Below are 15,406 nucleotides of genomic sequence, written 5' to 3' on the forward strand. Positions count from 1 at the left end.
CCGTACCCGCCCCCAGCCGCATCGCGCCACGCCGTCGCCGGGCCGCCGCCGCGGCGCCGGCCCCAGCGCGCGCAAGCGCATGGTGTTGGTGGTGAGCGTGCTCGGCCTGGTTTCGCTGGGCCTGGTGGCGCGCGCATTCGACCTGCAGGTGGTGCGCAAGCAGTTCTACCAGAAGCAGGGCGACGCGCGCTTCCTTCGCGAGGTGCCGATCCCGGTGTCGCGCGGCACCATCTTCGACCGCAACGGCGAGCCGCTCGCCGTGTCCACGCCGGTCACCTCGATCTGGGCCAACCCGGCCGAGCTGCTGGCGAACGACGACCGTATCCCCGCGCTGGCGAAAGCGCTGGGCGGCAACACGGCCGACATCCGGCGCTACCTGGAGCAGCGTGCGAACCGCGAGTTCGTCTACCTGCGCCGGCAGATGGCGCCGGAAGCGGCGCAGGCCGTGCTCGACCTCGACATCCCCGGCGTCAACGGCCAGCGCGAGTTCAAGCGCTTTTACCCGTCGGGCGAGGTGACCGCGCATGTCCTGGGGTTCACCAACATCGACGACCACGGCCAGGAGGGGCTGGAACTGGCCTACGACGACTGGCTGGCCGGCAAGCCCGGCGCCAAGCGCGTGATCCGCGACGGCAAGGGCCACGTGGTGGAGGACCTGGAGCAGGTGCGTGCCCCCAAGCCGGGGCAGAACCTCACCCTCAGTATCGACCGCGGCATCCAGTTCCTCGCCTACAACGAACTGAAGAATACGCTGGAGAAATTCAACGCCGCCTCCGGGTCGATGGTGGTGATGGACGTGCATACCGGCGAGATCCTGGCGATGGCCAGCCTGCCCACCTACAACCCGAACGCGGTGACCGGCAGCAAGCCCGCGCAGCGGCGCAACCGCGCGGTCACCGATGTGGTGGAGCCGGGTTCCACGATGAAGGCGTTCACGCTGGCGGCGGCGCTGTCCAGCGGCAAGTACACGCCGACCAGCCCGGTCGTCGATACCGGCAACGGGCACTGGTACTTCTACGGCCACGACATCCGCGATGACGATCCGAACGGCCTGCTCACGCCGACCGGAGTCATCACCCGGTCCAGCAACGTCGGCGCGGCGAAGATCGCGATGACGCTGGATACCCCGCTGATGTACGACACCTTCCGCGCCTTCGGCTTCGGCAACAGCACCGGCAGCGGCTTCCCGGGCGAGGCGTCCGGATACCTGAAGATCGGCCGCGACTGGCGCCCGCTGGAAAAGGCGATCATGGCCTACGGTTACGGCCTCAACGTCACGCCGCTGCAGCTGGCCAACGCCTACGCCACCATCGCCGACGGCGGCGTGATGCACACGCCCACCTTCATCAAGGGCGACGACAGCCCGGGAAAACAGATCATCTCGCCGCAGGTGGCGCACGAGCTGGTCAGCATGCTGGAAACGGTGACCGGTCCGGGCAGTACCGGTTCGCGGGCGCGCATCGCGAACTACAGCGTGGCGGGAAAGACCGGCACCTCGCATCAGGCGATCGCCGGCGGCTATTCCAAGAACACCTACAACTCGCTGTTCGCCGGCATCGTGCCGGCGAGCAACCCGCGCCTGGTCGGCGTGGTGGTGATCAACGGCACCACCCAGGCCGGCTACTTCGGCGGTACCGTGTCGGCGCCGGTCTTCGCCGCGGTGATGGACGGCGCCCTGCGCCTGCTCGACATCCCGCCGGACAACATCGGCCGCTGGTACGTGGGCGGCCCGCTGCAAGGCAACGGCGGGCTGGTCGGCAGCCAGCAGCCGGCGAAGCCGGCAGCCAACGACGTGCCGATCAACGAGGCGCCGGTCGACGAGGCGCCGGCGGAGGGGCCCCCGCCATGAGCACCGGCCACCTCGACCAGCTGCTGCTGGGTCTCGCCGATGCGCCGCTGGCGGCCACGCCGGCGGCGGCGCGCATCGTGGTATCCGGACTGGCGCTGGATTCGCGCAAGGTGCGCCGCGGCGATGCCTTCCTTGCGCTGCGCGGCACGCAGAGCCATGGCATCCAGTTTGCCGCCGCCGCGGTGCAGCGCGGTGCGGAAGTGGTGCTGGCCGAGGCGCCGGCAGTGGAATGCGCGTCGCTGGACGTGCCGGTGCTGTGGATCGATGGCCTGCATGGACTGGTCGGCGAGATTGCCTCGCGCTTCTATGGGCGACCGTCCGAAGCGCTGCGCGTGGTCGGCGTCACCGGCACCAACGGCAAGACCTCCACCGTGCAGCTGCTGGCCCAGGCGCTGACCTTCCTCGGCCATCGCGCCGCGAGCATCGGTACCCTGGGCGCCGGCCTGCACGGCCGGCTGCGCGAAGGCGAGCGCACCACGCCGGACGCGGTCAGCGTGCACGGCCTGCTGGCGGAATTCCGCGACGCCGGCGCCACCCATGTAGCGATGGAGGTGTCCTCGCACGCACTGGAGCAGGGGCGGGTTGGCGCGGTGGATTTCGAGGTCGCCGCGTTCACCAACCTCACCCGCGACCATCTGGATTACCACGGCAGCATGGAGGCCTACGGCGCGGCCAAGGCGAAGCTGTTCGCCTGGCCTGGGCTGCGCGCCGCGGTGGTCAACGTCGACGACGCATTCGCCGCGCAGCTGCTGCGGCAATTGCCTGCCGGCGTGCGTGCGCTGCGCACAAGCGCGCGCGGCGATGCTGCGGCGGACGTGGCGGCCAGCGCCGTGGTCGGCACGGCGGAAGGCCTGGCCTTCGTGCTTCGTACACCCTGGGGCACGCATACACTGAAGAGCCACCTGCTGGGCCAGTTCAACGTGGCGAACCTGCTCGCGGTGGCGGCCTGCCTCGGCGCGCTGGACGAGCCGTTCGAACGCATCGTGGCCGCACTCGAAAGCCTGCAGCCGGTCAACGGCCGCATGAGCCGGCTCGGCGGCCGCCACGGCCAGCCGCTGGTGGTGGTGGACTACGCGCATACGCCCGACGCACTGGAGCAGGTGCTCACCGCGGTGCGCGCGCATTGCCGCGGCCGCCTGATCTGCGTGTTCGGTTGCGGCGGCGAGCGCGATGCGGGCAAGCGGCCGCTGATGGGCGCGATCGCGGCGCGGCTGGCGGACGTGGCGATCGTCACCGACGACAATCCGCGCGGCGAGAACGGCGACGCGATCGTGGCGCAGATCGTGGCCGGCATGGGTGCGGCGCGCGAGTACGGCGTGCAGCGCGACCGCGCCGCGGCGATCGGGCAGGCGCTCGAGATGGCCACGGCCAACGACGTGGTGGTGATCGCCGGCAAGGGCCACGAAACCTACCAGGAAGGCGCGACCGGCAAGCGCCCGTTCGACGACATGCTGGTCGCGCGCGCGGCCCTGGAGCGGCGCGCATGATGCGGCTCGGCGCCATCGCGATGTGGACCCACGGCCGCCTGCTTGGCGAGGATGCTGCGGTAGGCGGCGTTGCCATCGACACCCGCAAGCTGAAGCCCGGCGACCTGTTCGCTGCGTTCAAGGGCGAACGCGTGGACGGCCACGACTACCTCGCCCAGGCCGCTGCGGCGGGCGCCGCGGGGGCACTGGTGTCGCGCAAGGTGGACAGCCCGCTGCCGCAGGTGCTGGTGGACGACGTGGAAGCGGCACTGGGCGACCTTGCCAGCGCGGTGCGCGCACAGCGCCATGCGCGGGTGATCGGCATCACCGGCTCCAACGGCAAGACCACGGTGAAGATGCTGACCGCCTCGATCCTGTCGTTGCACGGGCGCACCCACGTCAACACCGGCAGCTTCAACAACGAGATCGGCCTGCCGCTCACCCTGCTCGCGATGCCGGAGGACGCCGAATACGCGGTGCTGGAGATGGGTGCGGGCAAGCCCGGCGACATCGCTTACCTCGCCGCCATCGCACGGCCCGAAATCGGCCTCGTCAACATCATCGCGCCGGCGCACCTTGAGCGCATGGGCAGCGTGGAAGGCGTGGCCGAGACCAAGGGCGCGTTGTACCAGGCCCTGCCCGCGGACGGCGTGGCGATCATCAATGCGGACGACACGTTCGCGGGCTTCTTTGCGGGTCTCGCCGGCACGCGCCGCGTGCTGCGCTTCGGGCTGGAGCATCGGGCCGACGTGGGCGCCGACATCGTGGAACAGCGCGCCGACGGTTCGCGCTTCCTGCTCCGCACGCCTGCGGGCGCCGCGGAGGTGAACCTTGCGCTGCCCGGCCGCCACAACGTGGCCAACGCGCTGGCGGCGGCGTCCATCGCGCTGGCGCTGGACGTGCCGCTGGCCACCATCGTGGCGGGGCTGGAGCGGGCGCGCGCGGTCGAGGGGCGCCTGCGCCGCGTGGCACTGCCGGGCGGCGTCACCCTGATCGACGACAGCTACAACGCCAACCCCAGTTCGATGGCCGCGGCGATCGACACGCTGGCGCTGGCGGCCGGCGAGCGCTGGCTGGTGCTGGGCGACATGGCCGAACTGGGCGCCGATGCCCGCGCGCTGCATGCCGGCGTCGGCGCGAAGGCGCGCGAACGCGGCATCGAGCGCCTGTTCGCCGTCGGCCCGCTGGGCGCGGCGGCGGTCGAGGCCTTCGGCGCCGGCGGCGAGCATTTCGCCGACAAGGCCGCGCTGATTGTTGCGCTGAAGGGCGGCCTGCATGCCGGCGTGACCTGCCTGGTCAAGGGTTCGCACTCGGCCGGCATGGACGAAGTGGTGAAGGCGCTGGAAGGCGTGACCGGAACGGAGGGCGCACCCGATGCTGCTTGAACTCGCGGACTGGATGGCGCGGCACTTCACCACGCTGCACCTGTTCCAGTACATCACCTTCCGCACCATCATGGCCGCGCTCACGGCCCTGGCGGTGTCGCTGCTGCTGGGCCCGGCGCTGATCCGCAAGCTGGCGGCGCTGAAGGCGGGCCAGGTGGTGCGCCGCGACGGTCCGCAGACGCACCTCTCCAAGGCCGGCACACCCACCATGGGCGGCGTGATGATCCTGCTCGCGGTGACCGTCGCCACGCTGCTGTGGGCCGACCTGCAGAACCGCTATGTCTGGGTGGTGCTGGCGGTCATGCTGGCGTTCGGCGTGATCGGCTTCTACGACGACTACCGCAAGCTGGTGCTGAAGGACAGCCGCGGTCTCGCCTCGCGCTGGAAATATTTCTGGCAATCGGTGTTCGGCCTGTGCGCGGCGCTGTTCCTGTACTTCACGGCGCCGCATGCGGTGGGTACCGCGCCGGTGGCGGAGACCGCGCTGTTCGTGCCGCTGTTCAAGCACGTGGCGGTTCCGCTGGGCGTGTTCTTCGTGGTGGTGACGTATTTCATCATCGTGGGCTTCTCCAACGCGGTGAACCTCACCGACGGCCTCGACGGCCTAGCGATCATGCCCACCGTGCTGGTCTCCGGAGCGCTGGGGCTGTTCGCCTACCTTGCCGGCAACCGGGTGTTCTCCGAGTACCTCGGCATCCCCTCGATTCCGGGGGCGGGCGAACTGGCGATCTACTGCGGCGCGCTGGCCGGCGCAGGGCTGGGTTTCCTGTGGTTCAACACCTATCCGGCGCAGGTGTTCATGGGCGATGTGGGCGCGCTGGCCATCGGCGCGGCGCTGGGCTGCATCGCGGTGATCGTGCGCCAGGAGATCGTGCTGCTGGTGATGGGCGGCGTGTTCGTGCTGGAAACCGCCTCGGTGATGATCCAGGTGGCCAGCTTCAAGCTCACCGGCAAGCGCGTGTTCCGCATGGCGCCGATCCACCATCACTTCGAGCTGAAAGGCTGGCCCGAACCGCGGGTGATCGTGCGTTTCTGGATCATCAGCGTCGTGCTGGTGCTGATCGGCCTCGCCACGCTGAAGGTGCGCTGAGATGTTCGGCTTCGGCACATCGCAGGCGGTCAAGCGGCAAGGCCCGCGCGGCAGCTTCGACGCGTGGCTGCTCGTCGCGCTGGTCGGGCTGGCCAGCGTGGGCGTGGTGATGGTGACCTCCAGTTCGATCGCGGTGGCCGACAGCAGCCACCAGGGCGCCTTCTATTACCTGAAGAAGGATCTGCTGTTCCTAGCGCTGGGCGTGGCGGCGGCCGCCATGGCGATGCGCACCGAGCTGAAGCTGCTGGAGAAATACGCGTTCCACCTGATGCTGCTCGCCTTCGTGCTGCTGCTGGCGGTGTTCGTGCCGCACCTGGGCATGCGCATCAACGGCGCGCACCGCTGGCTGAACCTGCTGGTGACCAGCTTCCAGCCGGTGGAGGCGGTGAAGCTGATCCTGGTGGTCTACCTCGCCAGCTACCTGGTGCGCCACCGCGACAGCATCGAGACGAAGTTCCTCGGCCTGATCAAGCCGATCGCGGTGGCCGGCGTGATCGTGCTGCTGCTGCTGGCGCAGCCCGACTTCGGCTCGGCCACGCTGGTGATCTCGGTGACCATTGCGATGGTCTGGCTAGGCGGCGCGCGGCCGATCTACCTGTTCGTGATGGGCCTGCCGCTGATGCCGCTGCTGGTGATCGCGGCGACCGGCGAAAGCTACCGCGTGAAACGCCTCACCTCGTTCATGAACCCCTGGGAGCATCCGTTCACCGACGGCTTCCAGCTCACCCAGTCGCTGATGGCGATCGGCCGTGGCGAGTGGACCGGCGTGGGCCTGGGTTCCAGCGTGCTGAAACTGTCCTACCTGCCCGAGGCGCACACCGACTTCATCTTCGCGGTGATCGGCGAGGAGTTGGGCCTGGCCGGGGTGGTGCTGGTGATGAGCCTGTTCGCGCTGGCGGTGGGGCGCGGCCTGTACCTCGGCCTCAAGGGCGTCGAGGTGGGCCAGCGTTTCGCCGGCTACGTCGCGTTCGGCATCTCGCTGATGCTGGCGATGCAGGCGATCGTCTCGGTGGGCGTGAACCTGGGCGCGCTGCCCACCAAGGGCCTTACCCTGCCGCTGATCAGCTACGGCGGCTCGTCGATGGTGCTGACCTGCGCGATGGCTGGCGCGCTGCTGCGCGCCACCTTCGAGATCAACCGTGCGCTGGATGCGCGGCAGATGGCCAAGCGCATGCCGGAAGCGGTGGCGGCGCCCGACGTGAACGACGCGGCACGTGCGCGCGAGGTGGCAGCGGCATGAGCGCCGATGCCCGTCCCGTGCTGATCATGGCCGGTGGCACCGGCGGCCACATCTTCCCCGGCCTCGCCGTGGCCGACGCGCTGCGCGCGCAGGGCGTGCCGGTGACGTGGCTGGGTGCGGTGGGCGGCATGGAAGGCAAGGTGGTGCCGGCGCACGGCATCGAGCTGCACGAGATCCGCGTCGGCGGCCTGCGCGGCAAGAGCTGGAAGACGCGCCTCGCGGCGCCGCTGATGCTGGTGCGTGCGCTGCTGTCCGCGTTCGCCGTGCTGCGCCGGGTCAAGCCGCGCAGCGTGCTGTCGATGGGCGGTTACGTGGCCGGCCCCGGCGGCCTGGCCGCGCGTCTGCTGCGTCGGCCGCTGCTGGTGCACGAGCAGAACCGCGTGGCCGGTTTCACCAACCGCAAGCTGGCTGCCCATGCGCAGCGCGTGCTGGCCGGTTTCGCCGATGCGCTGCCGGACGCGGAGTGGGTGGGCAATCCGGTGCGTGGCGCGATCGCCGCGCTCGCCTCGCCGGAACAGCGTTTCGCGGGCCGCACGGGCCGCACGCGCCTGCTGGTGCTGGGCGGCAGTCTCGGCGCGCGCGCGCTGAACCTCGCGCTGCCGCAGGCGCTGGCGCTGTTGCCGCCGGAGCGGCGTCCCGACGTGCTGCACCAGTGCGGCAACCGCGGCCTCGACGAAGCGCGCGAAGCCTATGCGAAAGCCGGTGTCGAGGCACAGGTCGTGCCCTTCATCGAGGACATGGCGGGCACCTATGGCTGGGCCGATCTCGCGGTCTGCCGCGCCGGCGCGCTCACCCTGGCCGAGCTCACCGCTGCCGGGCTGGGCGCGGTGCTGGTGCCGTTCCCCCACGCGGTGGACGACCACCAGACCCGCAACGCCGAGGCGCTGGTCGCCGCCGGTGCCGCCGAACTGATACAGGAAAGCGATTTGAACGTGGAACAACTTGCGCGGCGGCTCGACGCGCTGCTGGCCGACCGCGTGCGCCTGCTTGCCATGGCCGAGGCCGCGCGCACGCTGGCCAAGCCCGATGCGGCGGCGGCGATCGCGCGCGCCTGCCTGGAGGTGGCCGCATGACCCCCCGCCGGCTGCTCGCCCACGAAGACCTGATGACCACGTTCCGCCGCGTGCACTTCATCGGCATCGGCGGCGTGGGCATGAGCGGCATCGCCGAGGTGCTGCACAACCTGGGCTACGCGGTGTCGGGCTCGGACAAGGCGAACTCGCCCACCGCGCAACGCCTCGCCAAGCTGGGCCTGGTGGTGCAGGTAGGGCATGACGCCGCGAATGTCGGCGACGCCGACGTGGTGGTGACCTCCAGCGCGATCCGGCCGGACAATCCGGAGCTGCTTGCCGCGCGCGCCGCGCGCATCCCGGTGATCCCGCGCGCGGAGATGCTGGGCGAGCTGATGCGCTTCCGCCGCGGCATCGCGATCGCCGGCACGCACGGCAAGACCACCACGACCAGCCTGGTCGCCAGCGTGCTGGCCGAGGCGAACTACGATCCCACCTTCGTGATCGGCGGCCAGCTCAACGCGGCTGGCGCGAACGCGCGGCTGGGCACCGGCCAGTACCTGGTGGCGGAGGCTGACGAATCGGACGGTTCCTTCCTGCTGCTCTCGCCGGTGATCGCCGCGGTCACCAACATCGACGCGGACCATCTGGAGAACTACCACGGCGATTTCGCCGAGGTGAAGAAGGCCTTTGCCGACTTCCTGCATCGCCTGCCGTTCTACGGCCTGGCTGTGCTGTGCGTGGACGACGCCGAGGTGGCGGAGCTGGCGAGGGCCACCACACGCCGGGTGATGACCTACGGCATCGCCACCGCCGACGCCGACGTGCGCGCTTCGAACGTGTCGCAGCACGGCTTCGAGATGCATTTCGACCTGCACCTGCCCGGCCGTGCCGAGGCCTTGCCGGTGACGCTGAACCTGCCGGGCCGGCACAACGTGCTCAACGCGCTGGCCGCCGCCAGCATCGGCTGGCAGCTGGGCGTGGGCGCCGAGGCGATCGCGCACGCGCTGGCGAATTTCCAGGGCGTGGGGCGGCGTTTCCACCGCCGCGGCGAGCTGGCGCTGGACCATGGCAGCGTGCTGCTGGTGGACGATTACGGCCACCATCCCAGCGAACTGGCCGCGGTGTTCGCCGCGGCGCGCGGCGGTTGGCCCGACCGCCGCCTCGTCGTCGGTTTCCAGCCGCACCGCTACAGCCGCACGCGCGACCTGCTGGACGATTTCGCGAACGTGCTGGCCGAGGCCGACGTGCTGGTGCTGACCGAGGTGTACCCCGCCGGCGAGGCGCCGATCGCGGGCGCCGACGGCCGTGCGCTGGCCCGCGCGGTGCGCGCGCGCGGCAAGGTCGACCCGGTGCTGGTCGAGCATCCGCGCGAGCTCAAGGATGCCTTGCCGGCGCTGCTGCGCGACGGCGACCTGCTGCTCCTGCTCGGTGCCGGCGACATCGGCGCGGCGGCGGTGGAGCTGGCGCAGCTGGGCCAACTGAAAACGAAGGGAGCCGCCTGATGGCCGCGACGACGAACCCCGCTTCCCGTATCACGAATCCCGCCGACTTCGGCCGCGTCGCCGTGGTGATGGGCGGCAGCTCGGCCGAGCGCGAGGTGTCGCTGGACTCCGGCCGCAACGTGCTGGCGGCGCTGAAGGCGCGCGGTGTCGATGCGCATGCGATCGACGGCATCCCGGCGCTGCTCGACGCGCTGCGCGCCGGCCACTTCGCGCGGGTGTTCAACATCCTGCACGGCCAGCACGGCGGCGGCGAGGATGGCGTGCTGCAGGGGGCGCTGGAGTCGCTCAAGGTGCCGTACACCGGCTCGGGTGTGCTCGGTTCGGCGCTGTCGATGGACAAGCCGCGTTCCAAGCGCGTGTGGCAATCGCTGGGCCTGCCCACGCCGAAGTTCGTGGCGCTGGCGCGCGGCGCCGATGCCGCGGCGGTGCATGCGGCCGCGCGCACGATCGGTTTCCCGCTGATCGTGAAGCCGGCCTGCGAGGGCTCCAGCGTGGGCGTCACCCGCGTGTTCGAGGAAGCCCAGCTGGACAGCGCGGTCGAGCTGGCGGCGAAGTACCCCGGCGACCTGCTGATGGAAACGCTGATAGAGGGTGACGAGCTCACCGTCGGCATCCTCGGCCGCGAGGTGCTGCCTTCCATCCACATCGTGCCGAAGGGCGCGTTCTACGACTACAACGCGAAGTACGTCGCCGAAGACACCCAGTACCTGTGCCCGGGCCTGCAAGGCGCGGCGGAGGACGAGCTGCGCGCGCTGGCGCTGGCCGCGTTCGACGCGCTGGGCTGCAGCGGCTGGGGCCGCGTCGACGTGATGCGCGACCGCCAGGGCCGCAACTGGCTGCTGGAAGTGAACACCGCGCCGGGCATGACCTCGCACTCGCTGGTGCCGAAGGCCGCCCGCGTCGCCGGCATCGACTACGAGATGCTGTGCTGGCGCGTGCTCGAGACGAGCTTCCGGGAGGGTGCATGAGGGGAAGCGTTCGCCTCATTGCCTGGTGCCTCGCCATCGCCCTGGTGGCGTTGCCGGTCGTCGGCGTGCTGCACGGCTGGTTCGCCGCCGGCCGCTGGCCCGTGACCCGGCTCACGGTGCAGGCCGAGTTCCGGCACGTGCGCATGGAGGAGATCCGCGCCGCCGTGCTGCCGCGCCTGGGCAAGGGCTTCTTCGCGCTGAATCTCGACAGCGTGCAGCAGGCGGTGGCGGCGCTGCCATGGGTGGAATCGGTGGAGGCGCGCAAGCGCTGGCCGGACACCCTGCAGCTGCGCGTGATCGAGCGCCAGCCGTTTGCGCGCTGGAACGACAAGCAGCTCATCAGCCGGCAGGGCAAGCTGTTCGACGCACCGATCGGCAGTGCTGACGCCGCCGCGCTGCCGGATCTCGACGGCCCCGACGACCGCCTGGCCGAGGTGGTGAGCTTCTACGCCGACGTGCGCAAGGCGTTCGCCGGCACCCATCTCTCGATCAACGGCGTGGCGCTTACCGCGCGCGGCAGCTGGAGCGTCACCACGGCGAATGGTGCCCGCATCGTGATCGGTGACCGCGACCTCGCCGGCGCGCGGCTGCGCCGCTTCCTCGACGTCTATCCGCAACTGATGGCCGGCCACGACGAGGGTTTCGTCTACGCCGACCTGCGCTACACCAACGGGTTTGCCGTGCGCTGGCCGCAGCCGGCGCCCGCCGCTGCCAAGGCAGGAGTCACGCGCCGCTCATGAGGACGCCATGCATATGAAGACGCGCAACGACAAGCAGCTGGTGGTCGGCCTCGATATCGGCACCTCCAAGGTGACCGCGATCGTGGGCGAGTACGAGCCCGGCGAGCCGATCACCGTGATCGGCATCGGCACCCATGTGTCGCGCGGCATGCGCAAGGGCATGGTGGTGGACATCGAATCCACCGTGCACTCGATCCAGCGCGCGGTGGAGGAGGCCGAGCTGATGGCCGGCTGCGACATCCGCGCGGTCACGGCGTCGATCTCCGGCAGCCACCTGGAAACCCGCAACTCGCACGGCAACGCGGCGATCCGCGACCGCGAGGTGACGCCAGGCGACCTGGAGCAGGTGCTGGAGGCGGCCAGCGCGGTGGCAATCCCGGCCGACCACAAGGTGCTCTACAAGGAGCCGCAGGAATACCGCATCGACGGCCAGGACGGCATCCGCGCCCCGGTCGGCATGAGCGGCGTGCGGCTGGAGGCGAACGTGCACCTGGTCACCGGCGCGGCAGCGGCGGTGCAGAACATCACCAAGTCGATCCAGCGTTGCGGGCTGTCGGTGGACGAACTGGTGCCGTCGGCGCTGGCCAGCGCGAAGGCGGTGCTCACCGACGATGAGCGCGAGCTGGGAGTGTGCCTGGTCGACATCGGCGCCGGCACCACCGACATCGCGATCTACACCCAGGGCTCGATCCGCTACACCGCCTCGCTGCCGATCGGCGGCGACCAGGTCACCGGCGACATCGCCTATGGCGTGCACACGCCGACCGCGCACGCCGAGGAGATCAAGATCAAGTACGCCTGCGCGCAGACCGGCCTGGCGCACGCCGAGGAAACCATCCAGGTGCCCAGCGTGGGCGACCGTCCGCCGCGACGCCTGGCGCGGCAGGCGCTGGCGCAGAGCGTGCAGGCGCGCTACGAGGAAATCTTCGAGATGGTGCAGGACCGCCTGCGCAGCTCCGGCTACGACAGCCTGGTGGCGGCCGGCGTGGTGCTCACCGGCGGTGCCTCGAGGATGGAAGGCGCGCTGGAGCTGGCCGAGGAGATCTTCCACAAGATGGTGCGCCTGGGCGTGCCGCAGGACATCAGCGGTCTCGGCGAAGTGATCAGCAGCCCGCTGCACGCCACCGGCGTGGGCCTGCTGCTGCACGGCTCGCGCCACAACGCCCCGGTGCGCGGCGGCAGTCCGGCGCTGGGCAACGTCGGCGGCCTGCTCGGCAAGTGGCGCAACTGGCTCACGAAGAACTTCTAGCGGGTGCCTCGCGGAATGCGGGACGCCCGGCAAACCCATGGATGGGTTGCCCGCGACCAGGCATTCGAATGCCTGATCAAGGAGGCAGGTCCGGACATGTGCCGGACTGGCCGAGCCGAACGACTGCCGGGACGGCAGTCGTTCGGGCAACGGAATTCGGCGGCGCAGGAGGCGCAGCCACGGGCGGCGGGATGCCCGCCCACCACCCCGGAGCGACAGGAGTCGCCCCCCGCGGTTACAACGACAACAACTCTGGAGGACGGGAAATGTTCGAGCTGATCGAAAAACTTGCACCAAACGCAGTCATCAAGGTCATCGGCGTGGGCGGCGGCGGCGGCAATGCCGTGGCACACATGATCAACGCCAACATCGAGGGCGTGGAGTTCATCGTCGCCAACACCGACGCGCAGGCGATGACGAGCTGCAACTCGCGCACGCACCTGCAGCTGGGCGCCAATGTCACCAAGGGTCTCGGTGCCGGCGCCAATCCCGAAGTCGGCCGCCAGGCCGCGCTGGAGGACCGCGAGCGCATCGAGGCGATGCTGGAAGGCGCCGACATGGTGTTCATCACCGCCGGCATGGGCGGCGGCACCGGCACCGGCGCCGCACCGGTGGTGGCCCAGTTGGCCAAGGAAAAGGGCATCCTCACCGTGGCGGTGGTCACCAAGCCGTTCCCGTTCGAGGGCCGGCGCCGCATGCAGGTGGCGATGAAGGGCATCGAGGACCTCAGCCAGCACGTCGATTCGCTGATCACCGTGCCGAACGAGAAGCTGCTCAGCGTGCTGGGCCGCGAGGTCACCCTGATCAACGCGTTCAAGGCCGCCAACAACGTGCTGCAGGGCGCCGTGCAGGGCATCGCCGATCTGATCACCGCGCCGGGCCTGATCAACGTCGACTTTGCCGACGTGCGCACGGTGATGAGCGAGATGGGCCTGGCGATGATGGGCACCGGTACCGCCAGCGGCGACGACCGCGCCCAGGCCGCGGCCGAGGAGGCGATCAAGAACCCGCTGCTGGAGGACGTCAACCTCAACGGCGCCTGCGGCATCCTGGTCAATGTCACCGCCGGCCCGAACCTCACCATGCGCGAGTTCGACGAGATCGGCCGCATCATCCACGACTTCGCCAGCGAGGACGCCACCGTGGTGATCGGCACTTCGCTCGACGCCGAGCTGAAGGACGAGGTGCGTGTCACCGTGGTGGCCACCGGCCTCAACCGTGCCCCTGCCTCGCGGAACATGCGCATGGTGGAGCAGAAGCAGGTGGAGATGCGCCAGCGTCCGCGCCCGGTGGTGCTGCGCACCGGCACCGGCAACGAAGTGGTGGACTACGCCCAGCCGGAACCGGCGATCAGCGCCAACCCGCGCAGCGAGGCGCCAGCGCGGAGCCAGGACAACGGCCTGGAGTACCTGGACATTCCGGCCTTCCTGCGCCGCCAGGCCGACTGATCCGGCTCGCGTCTGAACCGGATGGCCCCGCTTGTTAAGAGGAGTTGAACAAAACGCCTGTCGAATGGGTCTTTGCAAAAACATGAAAGGTGGATTCGGGCTCGTCGCCGCGACTGGCTGCCGTGCTTGTCAGCGAACGGCCGACAGGCGCGTTCGGGCCTGAGATCCGCAAGACTGATGCGCAAGGGACGGCGCATGATCCGCCGCGCCGGGCGAGAGCCCGGTTTGGCCGATCCGATGCCCCGGTGCCGGAATCCCGTCCCGGCCCGGGGTATCGTGTCGCTCCGCTCCTTCGGCGAGCGCAGACATGTTCCAGCGTGCCTTCCGGGATGAAGGGCGCATGAAGGCTCGACCAGACTGTACGGTACGGTTTGCTATTGCAGCTGGTTAAAACTGTGTTAGCATCCGACCTCTGATTGGCTGCTACTTGGCAGGTACCAACGACAATGATCAAGCAGCGCACGCTCAAGAACATCATCCGCGCCACCGGCGTGGGCCTGCACACCGGCGACAAGGTGTACATGACCCTGCGTCCCGCGGCGCCCAATACCGGCATCGTGTTCCGCCGCACGGACCTCAATCCGCCGGTGGACATCCGTGCGCGCCAGGACAATGTCGGCGACACCCGCCTGTCCACCACGCTGACGAACGGGGACGTGCGCGTCGCCACCGTCGAGCATCTGCTGTCGGCGATGGCCGGCCTCGGCATCGACAATGCCTACGTGGACCTGTCGGCGCCGGAGGTCCCCATCATGGACGGCAGCGCCGGTCCGTTCGTGTTCCTGCTGCAGTCCGCGGGCATCGAGGAACAGAACGCGGCCAAGCGCTTCATCCGGATCAAGAAGCCGGTGAAGGTGCAGGAAGGCGACAAGTGGGCCAGCTTCGAGCCGTTCGAGGGCTTCAAGGTGGGCTTCTCGATCGAGTTCAACCACCCGATCATCTCCAAGCGCACCTCACGCGCCGAGATCGACTTCTCCACCACCTCGTTCGTGAAGGAAGTGAGCCGCGCGCGCACCTTCGGCTTCATGCGCGACATCGAGATGCTGCGCGAGCACAACCTGGCGCTGGGCGGTTCGATGGACAACGCCGTGGTGCTGGACGACTACCGCGTGCTGAACGAGGACGGCCTCCGCTACGAGGACGAGTTCGTCAAGCACAAGATCCTCGACGCCATCGGCGACCTTTACCTGCTTGGCCACAGCCTGATCGGCGCGTACCACGCGCACAAGTCGGGCCACGAGCTCAACAACAAGCTGCTGCGCACCCTGATGGCGGATGCCTCGGCCTGGGAAGAAGTCAGCTACCAGGACGATCCGGCCACCTCGCCGATCTCCTACGCCCATCCCGCCCAGGCAATCTGACCGCGCCGCGACCGGCGGCACGGACAAGTGAAGGCCGCCGCATCGACCGATGCGGCGGCCTTCTGGTTGGTGGGCGCAGATCCCTGCGCGACATT

12 protein-coding genes are annotated in these 15,406 nt (G+C 69.7%); all 12 read left to right on the forward strand.

Annotation, left to right across the window (positions count from 1 at the left end):
• Positions 1–79: 79 nt before the first annotated feature.
• The 12 genes from ACQGNW_RS06730 to lpxC all read left to right on the forward strand — a co-directional run bounded on the left by ACQGNW_RS06730 (position 80) and on the right by lpxC (position 15,311).
• Positions 80–1,849 (forward strand): peptidoglycan D,D-transpeptidase FtsI family protein, encoded by a 1,770-nt coding sequence (locus ACQGNW_RS06730; RefSeq protein WP_426662731.1) that lies wholly within the window; start codon positions 80–82, stop codon positions 1,847–1,849.
• Complete coding sequence (locus tag ACQGNW_RS06735) at positions 1,846–3,336, forward strand: UDP-N-acetylmuramoyl-L-alanyl-D-glutamate--2,6-diaminopimelate ligase (RefSeq protein ID WP_426662366.1); 1,491 nt, start codon at positions 1,846–1,848, stop codon at positions 3,334–3,336. Before ACQGNW_RS06730 ends, ACQGNW_RS06735 begins: the two co-directional genes overlap by 4 nt.
• Positions 3,333–4,700, forward strand: coding sequence for a UDP-N-acetylmuramoyl-tripeptide--D-alanyl-D-alanine ligase (locus ACQGNW_RS06740; protein ID WP_426662367.1), 1,368 nt, complete (start codon positions 3,333–3,335; stop codon positions 4,698–4,700). Before ACQGNW_RS06735 ends, ACQGNW_RS06740 begins: the two co-directional genes overlap by 4 nt.
• Positions 4,690–5,790 carry a phospho-N-acetylmuramoyl-pentapeptide-transferase gene (gene mraY / locus ACQGNW_RS06745; protein ID WP_426662368.1) on the forward strand — a complete coding sequence of 367 codons (1,101 nt, stop codon included), beginning with the start codon at positions 4,690–4,692 and terminating at the stop codon, positions 5,788–5,790. The genes ACQGNW_RS06740 and mraY overlap by 11 nt, the downstream gene beginning before the upstream one ends.
• Position 5,791: 1 nt before the next feature.
• Positions 5,792–7,030: a putative lipid II flippase FtsW gene (ftsW, locus tag ACQGNW_RS06750; RefSeq protein ID WP_426662369.1), complete on the forward strand. Its 1,239-nt coding sequence runs from the start codon at positions 5,792–5,794 to the stop codon at positions 7,028–7,030.
• Positions 7,027–8,103 carry an undecaprenyldiphospho-muramoylpentapeptide beta-N-acetylglucosaminyltransferase gene (gene murG, locus ACQGNW_RS06755; protein ID WP_426662370.1) on the forward strand — a complete coding sequence of 359 codons (1,077 nt, stop codon included), beginning with the start codon at positions 7,027–7,029 and terminating at the stop codon, positions 8,101–8,103. The genes ftsW and murG overlap by 4 nt, the downstream gene beginning before the upstream one ends.
• Positions 8,100–9,545, forward strand: a complete 1,446-nt coding sequence (gene murC / locus ACQGNW_RS06760; protein ID WP_426662371.1) for a UDP-N-acetylmuramate--L-alanine ligase — start codon at positions 8,100–8,102, stop codon at positions 9,543–9,545. The genes murG and murC overlap by 4 nt, the downstream gene beginning before the upstream one ends.
• Positions 9,545–10,513, forward strand: a complete 969-nt coding sequence (locus ACQGNW_RS06765; protein WP_426662372.1) for a D-alanine--D-alanine ligase — start codon at positions 9,545–9,547, stop codon at positions 10,511–10,513. Before murC ends, ACQGNW_RS06765 begins: the two co-directional genes overlap by 1 nt.
• Positions 10,510–11,253, forward strand: coding sequence for a cell division protein FtsQ/DivIB (locus tag ACQGNW_RS06770; RefSeq protein ID WP_426662373.1), 744 nt, complete (start codon positions 10,510–10,512; stop codon positions 11,251–11,253). The genes ACQGNW_RS06765 and ACQGNW_RS06770 overlap by 4 nt, the downstream gene beginning before the upstream one ends.
• A gap of 13 nt (positions 11,254–11,266) precedes the next feature.
• Positions 11,267–12,502 carry a cell division protein FtsA gene (gene ftsA, locus ACQGNW_RS06775; protein WP_426662732.1) on the forward strand — a complete coding sequence of 412 codons (1,236 nt, stop codon included), beginning with the start codon at positions 11,267–11,269 and terminating at the stop codon, positions 12,500–12,502.
• A gap of 266 nt (positions 12,503–12,768) precedes the next feature.
• Complete coding sequence (gene ftsZ, locus ACQGNW_RS06780) at positions 12,769–13,950, forward strand: cell division protein FtsZ (protein WP_426662374.1); 1,182 nt, start codon at positions 12,769–12,771, stop codon at positions 13,948–13,950.
• Between the two features lie 446 nt (positions 13,951–14,396).
• On the forward strand, positions 14,397–15,311 hold the full coding sequence (gene lpxC / locus ACQGNW_RS06785; protein ID WP_426662375.1) for a UDP-3-O-acyl-N-acetylglucosamine deacetylase: 915 nt from the start codon (positions 14,397–14,399) through the stop codon (positions 15,309–15,311).
• Positions 15,312–15,406 lie beyond the last annotated feature (95 nt).

The organism is Rhodanobacter aciditrophus, assembly GCF_050026795.1.
Lineage (GTDB): Bacteria > Pseudomonadota > Gammaproteobacteria > Xanthomonadales > Rhodanobacteraceae > Rhodanobacter_A.

What these genes read in the sequence shown, in the direction of transcription:
- ACQGNW_RS06765 (WP_426662372.1), top strand. Translation starts at nt 9,545, where the DNA reads ATGGCCGCGACGACGAACCCCGCTTCCCGTATCACGAATCCCGCCGAC.
- ACQGNW_RS06770 (WP_426662373.1), top strand. Translation starts at nt 10,510, where the DNA reads ATGAGGGGAAGCGTTCGCCTCATTGCCTGGTGCCTCGCCATCGCCCTG.
- ftsA (WP_426662732.1), top strand. Translation starts at nt 11,267, where the DNA reads ATGAAGACGCGCAACGACAAGCAGCTGGTGGTCGGCCTCGATATCGGC.
- mraY (WP_426662368.1), top strand. Translation starts at nt 4,690, where the DNA reads ATGCTGCTTGAACTCGCGGACTGGATGGCGCGGCACTTCACCACGCTG.
- ACQGNW_RS06740 (WP_426662367.1), top strand. Translation starts at nt 3,333, where the DNA reads ATGATGCGGCTCGGCGCCATCGCGATGTGGACCCACGGCCGCCTGCTT.
- murG (WP_426662370.1), top strand. Translation starts at nt 7,027, where the DNA reads ATGAGCGCCGATGCCCGTCCCGTGCTGATCATGGCCGGTGGCACCGGC.
- ftsZ (WP_426662374.1), top strand. Translation starts at nt 12,769, where the DNA reads ATGTTCGAGCTGATCGAAAAACTTGCACCAAACGCAGTCATCAAGGTC.
- lpxC (WP_426662375.1), top strand. Translation starts at nt 14,397, where the DNA reads ATGATCAAGCAGCGCACGCTCAAGAACATCATCCGCGCCACCGGCGTG.
- ACQGNW_RS06735 (WP_426662366.1), top strand. Translation starts at nt 1,846, where the DNA reads ATGAGCACCGGCCACCTCGACCAGCTGCTGCTGGGTCTCGCCGATGCG.
- murC (WP_426662371.1), top strand. Translation starts at nt 8,100, where the DNA reads ATGACCCCCCGCCGGCTGCTCGCCCACGAAGACCTGATGACCACGTTC.
- ftsW (WP_426662369.1), top strand. Translation starts at nt 5,792, where the DNA reads ATGTTCGGCTTCGGCACATCGCAGGCGGTCAAGCGGCAAGGCCCGCGC.
- ACQGNW_RS06730 (WP_426662731.1), top strand. Translation starts at nt 80, where the DNA reads ATGGTGTTGGTGGTGAGCGTGCTCGGCCTGGTTTCGCTGGGCCTGGTG.